Source organism: Nocardia goodfellowii, from assembly GCF_017875645.1.
Classification (GTDB): domain Bacteria; phylum Actinomycetota; class Actinomycetes; order Mycobacteriales; family Mycobacteriaceae; genus Nocardia; species Nocardia goodfellowii.
In genome coordinates this window covers 2,807,135-2,818,446 of sequence record NZ_JAGGMR010000001.1, presented here as the reverse complement: position 1 = coordinate 2,818,446, position 11,312 = coordinate 2,807,135, and the positions used below count along the sequence as shown (strand labels likewise).

The 11,312-nt window shown below is 66.5% G+C and carries 11 protein-coding genes and 1 other RNA gene; 9 read left to right on the top strand and 3 right to left on the bottom strand.

Features of this window, described 5'->3' with window-relative positions; genetic code table 11:
- Positions 1 to 81 precede the first annotated feature (81 nt).
- The 4 genes from BJ987_RS12565 (at position 82) to BJ987_RS12550 (ending at position 4,338) form a co-directional block, all read left to right on the top strand.
- On the top strand, positions 82 to 1,641 hold the full coding sequence (locus BJ987_RS12565) for a sensor histidine kinase (protein ID WP_209888515.1): 1,560 nt from the start codon (positions 82 to 84) through the stop codon (positions 1,639 to 1,641).
- On the top strand, positions 1,638 to 2,309 hold the full coding sequence (locus BJ987_RS12560; RefSeq protein ID WP_209888512.1) for a response regulator: 672 nt from the start codon (positions 1,638 to 1,640) through the stop codon (positions 2,307 to 2,309). The genes BJ987_RS12565 and BJ987_RS12560 overlap by 4 nt, the downstream gene beginning before the upstream one ends.
- Positions 2,310 to 2,480: 171 nt before the next feature.
- On the top strand, positions 2,481 to 3,386 hold the full coding sequence (locus BJ987_RS12555; RefSeq protein ID WP_209888509.1) for an esterase/lipase family protein: 906 nt from the start codon (positions 2,481 to 2,483) through the stop codon (positions 3,384 to 3,386).
- A gap of 118 nt (positions 3,387 to 3,504) precedes the next feature.
- Positions 3,505 to 4,338 (top strand): SDR family oxidoreductase, encoded by an 834-nt coding sequence (locus BJ987_RS12550; protein WP_209888506.1) that lies wholly within the window; start codon positions 3,505 to 3,507, stop codon positions 4,336 to 4,338.
- A 144-nt stretch (positions 4,339 to 4,482) separates the two neighbouring features.
- Here the strand turns inward: BJ987_RS12550 and BJ987_RS12545 are convergent, their stop codons facing one another.
- Positions 4,483 to 5,319: an alpha/beta fold hydrolase gene (locus BJ987_RS12545; RefSeq protein WP_209888503.1), complete on the bottom strand. Its 837-nt coding sequence runs from the start codon at positions 5,317 to 5,319 to the stop codon at positions 4,483 to 4,485.
- A 249-nt stretch (positions 5,320 to 5,568) separates the two neighbouring features.
- Here BJ987_RS12545 and BJ987_RS12540 point away from each other — a divergent pair, with 249 nt between their 5' ends.
- The 3 genes from BJ987_RS12540 (at position 5,569) to BJ987_RS12530 (ending at position 7,580) form a co-directional block, all read left to right on the top strand.
- Positions 5,569 to 6,804 (top strand): MFS transporter, encoded by a 1,236-nt coding sequence (locus tag BJ987_RS12540; protein ID WP_245365927.1) that lies wholly within the window; start codon positions 5,569 to 5,571, stop codon positions 6,802 to 6,804.
- A gap of 117 nt (positions 6,805 to 6,921) precedes the next feature.
- Positions 6,922 to 7,293, top strand: a transfer-messenger RNA (tmRNA) gene (gene ssrA, locus BJ987_RS12535).
- Between the two features lie 38 nt (positions 7,294 to 7,331).
- Positions 7,332 to 7,580: a hypothetical protein gene (locus BJ987_RS12530; RefSeq protein ID WP_209888500.1), complete on the top strand. Its 249-nt coding sequence runs from the start codon at positions 7,332 to 7,334 to the stop codon at positions 7,578 to 7,580.
- Positions 7,581 to 7,619: 39 nt separating this feature from the next.
- On the opposite strand, the gene BJ987_RS12525 is transcribed toward BJ987_RS12530, so the two are convergent.
- A complete protein-coding gene (locus BJ987_RS12525; RefSeq protein ID WP_209888497.1) occupies positions 7,620 to 8,837 on the bottom strand; it encodes a helix-turn-helix domain-containing protein in 1,218 nt (405 codons plus the stop codon).
- A gap of 190 nt (positions 8,838 to 9,027) precedes the next feature.
- On the opposite strand from BJ987_RS12525, the gene BJ987_RS37715 reads away from it, so the two are divergent.
- Together BJ987_RS37715 and BJ987_RS12520 are read left to right on the top strand one after the other, a co-directional pair.
- Positions 9,028 to 9,162, top strand: coding sequence for a hypothetical protein (locus tag BJ987_RS37715; protein ID WP_281070365.1), 135 nt, complete (start codon positions 9,028 to 9,030; stop codon positions 9,160 to 9,162).
- A complete protein-coding gene (locus BJ987_RS12520; protein WP_209888494.1) occupies positions 9,155 to 9,556 on the top strand; it encodes a hypothetical protein in 402 nt (133 codons plus the stop codon). The genes BJ987_RS37715 and BJ987_RS12520 overlap by 8 nt, the downstream gene beginning before the upstream one ends.
- Before the next feature lie 999 nt (positions 9,557 to 10,555).
- Here the strand turns inward: BJ987_RS12520 and BJ987_RS12515 are convergent.
- Entirely contained in the window at positions 10,556 to 11,092 is a 537-nt protein-coding gene (locus BJ987_RS12515; RefSeq protein ID WP_209888491.1) for a restriction endonuclease, read from the bottom strand.
- Positions 11,093 to 11,312: the final 220 nt, after the last annotated feature.

The window sequence follows — 11,312 nt, the reverse complement described above, 5'->3', positions numbered from 1 at the left end:
CATAGTGTTCACGCCGAACATGTCCCATTTCGGCCGGAGGACAGGGAAACTGGCTGCGGGCAGGTCGCACAGGAGGTAGGCGTGGGCAAGAAGGGCTCACTGGCACGGCAGCTGCTTGCCCTGCAGTTGCTGATCGTGCTGGTCCTGCTCGCCGCGGTCGCCGCGGTGGTGGTCGCGCAGGTGAGCGAGACGTTCCGCAATACCGAGTCCCGGCGCATGCTGGGTATCGCCGAGGACGTCGCGGCCAACCCGAGTCTGCGGGTGTTGCTGGCCGATCCGAAGCAGCACCTGCTGCTGGCGCCCTTCGCGACCGCCGCCCAAGTCGCTTCCGGCGCCGATGAAGTCGTGATCGCGCGCGCCGACGGCAAGGTGCTCACCTCGCAAGACCCCACGGAGATCAACAAGCCGCTGCGGTTGGCGGACTCCACCGTCAGCGAGGGCCGAGCCTGGGTCGGCGAGGTAGACGACGCGGTGGTCGCGCACGTACCTGTGATCGGACAGGGCGATCATCGGGTCGTCGGCTATGTCGCGGCGAAGAAGGAGCAGCCCGCGATCTGGCAGACCCTCGCCGAATCCTTCCCCGGCCTGCTCAGCCTGCTCGGCATCGCCACCGTGCTCGGCGTCGCCGGATCGTTGTCGCTGTCCTGGTGGGTCAAGCGTCAGACCTTCGGCCTCGAGCCCGCCGAGATCGCGGCGCTGGTCGAGCATCGCGAGGCGATGCTGCACGGCGTGCACGAGGGCGTGGTCGGTCTGGACCAGCAGCATCGGGTCACCCTGGTCAACGATCAGGCCAAAGATCTGCTGACGCTGGGCGATGTGGTCGGGCACAGCGTGTACGAGCTCGGCCTCAACGAACGTCTGCTCGACGTCTTCACCGGAAAAGCCGAGGGCACCAACCTCATCGGCCTGCGCCGCGGCAAAGTGCTGGTGATGAACCGGACCCTCATCCAGTGGGACCAGCGCACCCTGGGCGCGGTGGTGACGCTGCGCGATCGAACCGAGTTGGTGCGGTTGCAGGATCAGCTCACCGAGAATCGCAATACCGCCGACACGTTGCGCGCGCAGGCGCACGAATTCAGCAACCGGCTGCACACCATCGCCGGGCTGATCGAACTCGGCGAATACGACGAGGTGGCCCGCTACATCACCCGGGTCAGCGCCAATCGCGACCAGTGGCAGGCGGAGGTGACCTCGCGGATCGCCGACCCCGCGGTGGCGGCACTGCTCATCGCGAAATCCAGCCTGGCCGCCGAACAGGGTGTGGGACTGCGGCTTTCGACGACCAGCGCACTGCCGGAAGTGGACCCGGGGTTGTCCGGTGACATCGTCACCGTGCTCGGGAATCTGGTCGACAACGCCTTGGACGCGCTCACCGGCCCCGGCTGGATCGAGGTGGATATCCGGGTGCTGGATGCCGCGGTGCACGTGGTGGTCCAGGACTCCGGCCCCGGCGTCGCGCCCGAACTCGCCCGCGAGGTCTTCCGCCACGGTTTCACCACCAAGGCGGCCGCCGGCGGGCGGCGCGGGCTCGGCCTGGCCATCACCCGGCAGGCCTGCGTCCGCCGCGGTGGCACCGTCTCGGTCCACAACGCCGACGGCGCGGTGTTCACCGCGACGCTGCCGATGCAGGTGCACGCGTGATCCGCGTGCTGGTCGTCGACGACGACTTCATGGTGGCCAAGGTGCACAGCGGATACGTCGCCAAGACATCGGGTTTCACCGTCGCCGGCGTCGCCCGCACCGGCGCCGAAGCCCTTCGGCTGATCGGCGACCTGCAACCCGATCTGGTACTGCTCGACATCTATCTGCCGGATCTGGACGGCCTCACCGTCCTGCGCGGCATCCGCGAAACCGCCGAAGCCACCGACGTGATCGTCATCAGCGCGGCCGACGACGTCAACACCATCCGCACCGCCATGCGCGGCGGTGTCCTGCACTATCTGATCAAGCCCTTCACCTACGGCGCGCTCTACGACCAACTCCAGCACTTCGCCGCCCTGCACACCAAACTCGGCGAGATCTCGCACGCCGCCCAATCCGATGTCGATCAGGTTTTCGCCGGTCGCCCCCGCACCGCCGTCACCCTGCCGAAAGGCCTCACCGCCCAGACCGCCCTGCTCGTCGAAAACGTGCTGCGCAGCGTTGATTCCGATCTCTCCGCGCAGGAATGCGCCGACGCGACCGCTTTGTCCCGCGTCAGCGCGCGGCGCTACCTGGAGCATTTCGCCGAAACCGGCAGCGCGGAAGTGCGGCTGCGCTACGGCGGCACCGGTCGTCCCGAACGCCGCTACCGCTGGATCGGCAACTGACCGCGAGCTGACCCGATTCGGGTCGACCTGGCCGCGCGGCATTTCGGTTACCCGCCACCCCGACGAGGTGTTTGGCGGCTGATCGCTCCGGTGCTTTCATTGGCCACGACACCTGGTGGATGGCTGGCGGCCGATTCGCGAAGCGATGTGCGAGCGGAAGGAGCCGGGCCGGTGTCTGCCTGGAAGAGACGTAGCTGGGTGATCGAGAGCCTCACCGCGGCAATGGTGCTCGCGGGAGCTGTCGCCGCGGGCCCCGGGCACGCGGAGGCGAGCGAGGACTGGATCACCGCACCATCGGGTGCGAACGATTGGGGGTGCGTGCCGACGGCGCGGCATCCGGAGCCGGTGGTGCTCGTGCACGGGACGTGGGGAAATCAAAGCACGTGGAACGGGTTGGCACCGCAGTTGAAAGATGCTGGGGTGTGCGTCTTTTCGCTCAACTACGGGCGGCAGGGTTTCAGTCTCAGAGGTGCCGAGCCGGGGGTCTACGGGACCGCCGACATCCGCTCGTCCGCCAAGGAAATCGCCGTGTTCGTCGGCCGGGTGCGTGCGGCCACCGGGGCCGCGCGGGTAGACGTGGTCGCACACTCACAGGGCGGACCGCTGGTGCGGCAGTATCTGCGGTTCGAGGGCGGAGCACAGCGCGGTCCCGAAGTCCATCGGCTCGTCACGATCGGCGCCACCCACCACGGAACCACGGCGGACGGGTTGGGTTATCTGCTGCCCGGCGGCAGCGCGTCCGCACCGTCGGACGCGGTGATCGCGCGGGTGCTCGGCACCGCCGCCACCCAGCAGTTGGCCGGTAGCGAGTTCCTGCGCAGGCTGAACGCGGCGGGTGACACCGAGCCCGGGATCGCCTACACCGCCATCGCCACGCGAGTGGACCGTGTGGTCACTCCGCCGGAAGCCACCTTCCTGCGCGCCGGTCCCGGAGCCACCGTCGACAATGTATGGGTCCAAAACGTTTGTGCCACAGACACTTTTCGCCACGGAATCCTTCCGGACTCCCCCGCGGTTTCCTACCTCGTGCACCAGGCGCTGGACCTGCGGTATCCGGGAAACCCCTGCCCCGCCTAGGACTCGGGCATCACTCTGCCTGGGGGGCGCGCCCGACAGCGACGAATGCGTTTGACCTGAAGATATATTGAGGTTCTAGTGTTCGCCTCAGTTGCTCATCGCTGACAGGAGAACGCTCATGCTGCTCGTCACAGGTGCCACCGGCAATATCGGCAGCCCACTGGTGCGGGAACTGCACGCCGCGGGCGCCGGACCGCTGCGAGCACTCACGCGCGACGCGACGCGGAGCTCGTTCCCCACCGGCGTGGAACCCGCGGAAGCCGATGTGGCCGACCAAGTCTCGCTGCGCCGCGTGCTGCGCGAGGTGCGGTCGATGTTCCTCGTGTCAGGTGTCGGACCGGACGCCGACATCATCGACACCGCCCGCCGAGCAGGCGTCGAACACGTGGTGCTGGTGTCCTCGATCACCGTCCGGACGCACCCCCATCTCGCCCCGGCAGCCCAGAAGTCCGCGATCGAAAAGGAGCTTCAGGCCAGCGGCATGGCGTGGACCATCCTGCGCCCCACCCAGTTCGCGTCGAACAGCCTGCTGTGGGCCGACGCCATCCGCGAACACCGCCCGGTCCGCGTGCCCTACGCCGACATCGGACTCCCCACCATCCACCCCGCCGACATCGCCTCCGTAGCACGGGTGGCGCTCACCGAACCCGGCCACCGGGGCCGGACCTATGCCCTGACCGGCCCGCAGCTCGTCACGGCTCGCGACCAAGTGGCGACCCTCGCCGCCGCCCTGCGCCGGGACATCGATTTCGCCGAGATCAGTCGCGCGGAGGCCCGTGCGGAGATGCTGCCCTTCTTCGGCGCGGACGCCGTAGACGCGGTCCTCGACGTCACCGGCGGAGACGTCAACGACGAGTTGCTGCGCGTCCGCGATACCGTCTCCGCCGTCACCGGTGCCCCAGCCCGGCCCTTCCGCCACTGGGCCGAGGAGAACGCCCACACTTTCCGATGACCGGTCGCGAACTCGGCGTCGGCCTCCGCGACGACATCGTGTCCGCCGACCCGTGTCTCGCCGCCGCTACCGCCGAGCCGCGACATCGCCATGCGCTCGCCTACGTCAACGACTCGACCGGCCACTACACCGCGATACTCGGAATCAGGCTGCCGGCCGGTCCGCCGCGGCAAGGAATTCGCCCGCAACCGGCGCCAGGAGGCTGATATCCGGGTTGTGGCTCAGCTTCGCCAGTTCCTGATGCCGGGCATCGGGCAGCACCTCGGTGATGGCGCGGGCGGCGTTGCGCAGCAGCGCATCACTTTTCGCCCCGGAGATGACCAGGGTCGGCGCCTCGACGCCCGCCCAATCGGCGGCCCGCAACGGCTCGCCGCGCATGAACTCACCCATGATCGCCCAGTCGTGCGCCGCGGCGGGCGCGGTGGCCAGCAGGTTCTTCCACATCGGCGTGAGCCGCATCAGCCAAGTGAAAACGCGCGGCACGCCCATGCCCTTCGTCATATAGAACCGCACCAACTCGGCGCGCTTGTCCGCCGCGATCAGGGCATGCAGCGTGGTGGCGAGGTCGGCGGGCGGCACGAAATTCTCGTGGTCCACCACGAACGGCGGCTCGAACGCGACCACCTTGGTGATGCCCGGCACCCGTCCGGACGCCGCGGCCCGCAACGCCAGGCCGGCGCCGGAGGACCAGCCGAACAGTTCGGCCCGGCCGCCCACCGCCTCGACCAGCGCCGCGAGGTCGTCGATCTCGTTGTCGACGTGGTACACGCCGGGCGAATCGGTGCTGTCGCCGCGACCGCGCCGGTCGTAATTGATGATCGTGAGGCGGTAGTCCGCCGCCAATTTCTCGGCCAGCTCAACCATTTTCGGGAAGCGCCGATAACTGAACGCGCCGCCGATCAGGATCACCGTTCCGGAGTCGCCGCCGACGATGCGATCGAAAGCGAGCTCGATCCCTGCAGGGGTGGTCACAGTTTCCATCGGTAAAGCCTTTCGTGGCCGGGGTTTCTCACCGTGTAGACGAAGGTGCGGTGCCGAAATAATCGCCCGCTCATGTGAGGCATGCCACACGCAGCGAGGTGAATTGCGTTCAGCAGCAGGGTGATTGCACTCAGGCGGACGTACCCCGAACGTCAACGGAGCACCGCGAACTCGTACCTGATCACGATAGGGTGATCGAGGCGGTCGAGGGCATTTCGTCACCCTCGACGGGATCGAACGGTTGTTGTGATGACGCTGCGTGCACGAGAGCCCGGAATGCTCGCGCCGCTGCGCGAGCCCATGTTCCGCCGCCTCGCCATCGGCCGCGTCACCACCTACATCGGCAATGCCATCGCACCCGTGGCGCTCGCGTTCGCCGTCCTCGACCTCACCGGCTCGGTATCCGCCCTCGGCCTGGTGGTCGGCGCCCGATCGATCGCCAATGTCGTCTTGCTGCTGCTCGGCGGAGTCCTCGCCGACCGGCTGCCGCGCGGGGTGATCCTGCAAGGCGCGAGTCTCGCCGCCGCTCTCTCCCAAGCCGCGACCGCTCTGGCGGTACTGCTCGGCTTCGCCTCGATCCCGCTGCTGCTGGTGCTCAGCGTCATCAACGGCGCCGTCTCGGCCATGTCGCTCCCCGCGGCGGCGGCCCTCACCCCGCAAACCGTGCCGCCCACCCTGCTCCGGCAAGCGAACGCCGTCGTCCGCGTCGGCATCAACGCCGCGATGATCACCGGCGCGTCACTGGGCGGCATGCTCGCCGCCCTCGCCGGACCGGGTTGGGCGCTCGCGGTAACCTCCGTCGTCTTCGCCGGCGCGTCCTACTTCTACGCCCGAGTCCGCGTCCCCCGCGTCACGCCGGTCACTCCCGCCGCGCCGATCGCGGAGCTACGCGCCGGCTGGACCGAGTTCACCTCACGCACCTGGGTGTGGACGATCGTGCTGGCCTTCATGATCGTGAACGCGGCGTTGATCGGCGGCACCCAGGTTCTCGGTCCCGCCATCGCCGACGCCACCATCGGCAGATTCGCCTGGGGCATCGTGCTCGGCGCGCAAACCGCCGGCGCCCTGCTCGGCGGCATCCTCGCCAGCCGCTGGCAACCCCGCCGCGCCCTGCTCTTCGGCACCGTCCTGGTCCTGGTCGAGGCCGTCCCACTGCTGACCCTGGCCCACGCCCCCGAGCTGATCCCGCTCCTCGCCGCCTACTTCCTCGCGGGCATGACCATCGAACAATTCAGCATCGCCTGGGACGTCTCCGTGCAGGAAAACGTCCCGCCGGACCGCCTGGCCCGCGTCTACTCCTACGACGCCCTCGGCTCCTTCATCGCCATCCCCCTCGGCGAAATCGCCGTCGGCCCGCTGGCCGCCGAATTCGGCACCGCCACCACCCTCACCGGCGCGGCAGTCCTCGTCGTCGCGGCGACCACGGGCGCCCTGCTCGTCCCGAGCGTCCGCACCCTCACCCGCCACCAAACCACCCCGCCATAGCGCCCGACCTGGGCATCTCCTGAGGCCTGTACCGGCCGGAACCCGCCGGAAATAATGGGAATGAACCGTGCGGCGGGCAGTGTTAATATGACTAGCCCGCAAGGTGCGGGCACGTACGGGGCTGAACGGTTTCGACTGCGTACGTCGATTCAGGGGAAGCGTGTCGGTGCAGGCAAGAGACCACCGTAAGCGTCGCTGCAACCAATTAAGCGCCGATTCCAATCAGCGCGACTACGCTCTCGCTGCCTAAGTAGCGAAGCGTGTCTGTCAGTCCGGGTTCGTCCCTCGACCCGGGTACTGGCATCAGCTAGAGGGAATTACCGTCCAGGTCGGTCGCGGATCTGGGCGGGACATCGAACAGCGACTGGGATCGTCATCCGAGCTTGTTCGCGAGACCCGGAGATCCGAGTAGAGACTTAGCGAACTGCACACGGAGAAGCCCTGAAGACACGGCGGAGGACCCGGGTTCGATTCCCGGCAGCTCCACTCCCGGCCCCTCACCAACACGCAGGTGAGGGGCCTTTTTCATGCCTCGACCACTCGCAGATCGGGCCGTTTGGGCACATTTGGGCACACCTTGCCGCGGCATCGCGGAATCCAACGCCCATCCGATCGGCCACGCCGTCGAGATCGTCTTTGAACAAATGCCCGTGGTTGTCGAGCGTCATCACCGCGGACTTGTGCTCGAGCCTGGTGGCGAGGTGGCGGAGTTCTCCGAAGCCCTGGCGGTCATCAGTGCGGCGCCTGATGAGCCGTGGGATCCCGATCTGATTTGAGATACGAGAGCTGGCGTACTGGGCGTACTCGTGTGCTATCTACTGAGACCCGTCCAGCCCCAGCACGGTCGCAAGCCGTTGTGCGGCTGGGCGCGCGGTCTGGCCGCCTTCGTCCACGAGGTCCGGCACGGCGGAGCGGGCGAACAGTGAGAACCCGAGGGTGTCCGGCGACTCCTCGTGCGCCTTGCTCAGCAATGTCACTGTCGCCAATGCTTCATCGCGCAGGTGATGAGCGCGCGCTGTTTCGGAGGTGTGGAAGCTACGACGGGTCGCGGACGGCATCCTCGTCAGATCGACTTTCGCGGCTTGGCGGATGGCGTAGCCGGGGTGCATCAGGTCTGTCTGGATGGTGATCATGTAGGCGTCGACCATCGTGCGGGAGAACATCAGCCAGGGGTGCATGTAGTCGTCACCGAGGGCTTTCGCTGCCCGGTCGGCCTCGTCCCAGTGCCGTAGCGCGTCGCCTTCCCTGCCGATCTTGGCGTACGACAATGCCATCGCGAGGCGGAGCAGTCCCCACATCGCGAGGTCGTCGCCTTCCTTGCTGGGGTCGAGCATTGTGCACATCTGCCGGGCGAGTTCGACGCGCGCTTCGGCCTCTTCGCCCGCGTCGCGGTAGACGTGGTTGACGTACCAAGCGGCTGCGGCCATGGCGATCGGGTCGTCCGCGTCCTGCGCCGCGGTCATCGCGCGATCTCCGGAGAGCAGAATGAGCGGGGCCGGCGGCTGGAACGACAAGTACAGCTGGGTCAGGTGATAGACCTGCGCCAGCATCGTTTGCGCCTTGCGCCGATCGTTGCCGTCGAGTTGGCGCACCGCGATCCTGGTGTCTCGCAGGATGTTCGGCAGGATCGCCGCGATAGCCGATCGCTGAAAAGCCGCGCCGTGCCAGAGCTGCCAGGCTTGCTGCACGCGGGCACTGACCGCCTCCAGCGACAGATCAGCCCCGTCTTCGCTAGGCGTGACGGGATAGGAGGCCAGCGCCTCGGTGACCTTCGGCAGCGAGGGGTGAGTGGTCTTGCCGTACAGCGACCGGACAAGCGGCTGTTCGCCGGTGAGCTGTGTGAGGTCGGAGACTTCCAGGATCTCGGCCAGCCTGATCAGCATGGGCAGTCGGGGCTGCTGTAGCCGTCCGGTCTCCAGGGCCTTCACCCAACTGGCTGAGCGCCCGGCTAGTTCGCCGAGCACAGGACGACTCATGCCAGCCTGCGTGCGGATTCGTTGGAGTCGTTGACCGAATTCATTGTCTCGAGCCATGGCAGCAGTCCAATGGAGATCGTTCGCAATAGGGGCACACTTTGTGCCCCTTCTCCATTGTGTCATGGGTCACCGTATGGAGGCACCCGGCTCTTCGCGGGGCCGCCTCGCCATTGCGTCCTCTTTGGCGGCAAACCCCCGGGCGGCCGGGTGCCTACATCCAACGCACCGCGCACAAGGGGTACCGCCCATGCCCGCAAACCATCTCGCGATAGCCGCCTTCTTCATAGCGGCTTACCTGATCTATCTGGCCATCGAGTTCTTGGACCTGCGTCGGCGCGGTCCACGCGAGACCCCCGCGCCGAGCAGAGCGGCCGATGACTAGATCCGTAACCGGCACCGCTTCCCTGCATCGCCAGCACGCCCGGCGGTGGTCTCGAGCCCCGCACTATCTCGGCCTCACAGCTCTCGCGCACCGCAAGCAGATCCGACCAAACATCCTGGCCCGCTGGCGGCACGAAGGACCGATCTGGGTGCCCGGCGAAGACGTCCAGTTGGGCAGCGACCCCGGATGGAGTGTCGAGCGGGCCGACGCATGGACATCGGAGAGCGCGCCCACCGAGCCACCGACACCGATCGTGTACTGGCCGGAAGCGGAAATGATGCGCCGCTGCCACATCTCACTCGACACGTTGTGGACGCTCGTCATGGTCGACCGGCTGCTGCCGATGCCCGCGATCTGGCTCGACGGCCGACCGGGATGGGAGTGCGACCAATGAATGACCCCTGGGCTGTGTACGGCCACAACCGTTGGCGCGCAAACAAGTGGATCCTCCACAAGCATCGCGGAGTGCTGCACCAGATCGCGCTTCCTCACCTGCAATGTGTGCCCGGTGACGGCACCAGTCGTCAGTCCTGCGCCCGGTTGGCGCAGTTCATCGAGATCTGCGACCAGCACGGCTGGGTTATCCCCGCCACGGTCCAGCGATCCCCCGCCCTTCAGGGGTAGCCCTCAGTTTCGTCGTGTGCTGAACTCCCCGCGACGGCGTGCGCCCCGGCGTTGCCGCGCCGGGGCGTATCGACTTCCGGCACACAGCCCAGAAGTCGAGTGCCCGCGGGCACATAATGGGCACAACCTGACCTGAAATACCGTGATCTGGAGTGAATCACAGTGATGTAATTCCCAAGGTCAGCCCCCATTCAACCCCATGTCCAGCACCTCGACCCGGGTTCGATTCCCGGCAGCTCCACTCCGGGCCCCTACCTCCGACGCAGGTGGGGGCCTTTTCGTGTTCCGGACACGCGCAGATCAGGGCGTGTGCCTACATTTTGCTCACACTTCGCCACGTCGATGCGTAGGCCCGGCTCCCATCCGATCGGCTACATCGTCGAGGTCGTCATCGAACAGGTGGCCGTTTTGTGCCCGAGCTGGCGCTGTGCGGTCTTGAAGTGCGCGCCGAATCGGACCATCAACGATGCGGCAGTGTGGCGCAGCCGGCTTGCCGACGGCATCCGGCGCCTGTGCCGGAACTCGTCGCGAAGGGGGAGGTCGAGGTCCGCGAGCGATCCATGCGAGGACGCACGTTTCAAGCGCTCGATGGTTCCGGTGAGCGAACGTCGAGTCCCGAGTAGATACGACATCTACCGCAAACGCAGCCGTCCGCGGCACGGCTGCGACGGCAGTGGTGCGGGCACCGCGGGTCAGCTTCCATGAGCGGCTGACTGCTGCGGAGGTGCGGCTAGGTGGTGATGCGGCCACCACCCACGGACGCTGCGAACTACGGAGTGCCCAGCCCGCCTCTTGCATAGGCACGAAGGAATCGTCGAAGTATGATCTCCACGAGTTCAGTCACACACGTCAGCTTGGCGATATCCTCGGTGGTGATGATCAGCATTTTGATCCCATCCGCGATCGCGCTGACGCCCAAAGCATGGGCGTTGGTCAAAGCTATTGGGTCGCCGGTGATCCCGTTAGCGGCAATGAGAATGCCTACCTCGACCTTGCGGCTACGAAGGATATTGATGAAGTAGCCCAATGTGCTGCTGTCGACGGGAGAGCTCCAGTTCTTGCACTCGATGAGAAAGACATGCGGTAGGGCGTAGAGGCCGTCGTTGTGTTTGTTGTTCGCCACTGCAACGTCGATTTGCTCAGTCTTGAAGAAAGACATCAGATTTCGATCGGTGAGACACCCGGGAACCAACCCGAATAGGTAGGCCGTCAGCTCCTCGTAGGCCTTGCCCTGCGAGTCGGTGTCGGCGGCGGTGCGCGCGGTGTGCAGGAATGCCTGCACCACGAGCGGATCCAGGTCGCTCATCCACTGTGCACGATCTCGTTGCGAGCGCGTCGTAAGAACTCGCCGAGGACGAACGTTTCGATCGACTGAACGAGCTGACTGAATGTGAGGACGGGGATCTGTGGATACTGCAATCCGTCCATGGCGAAATGTGCGAGGCCATCATCGATGAGCCGGATCCCGATCAGACCAAACATACGGCAGAGTGGTCCGCCAAACCGAGTCACTCTCTAGCCCAGTA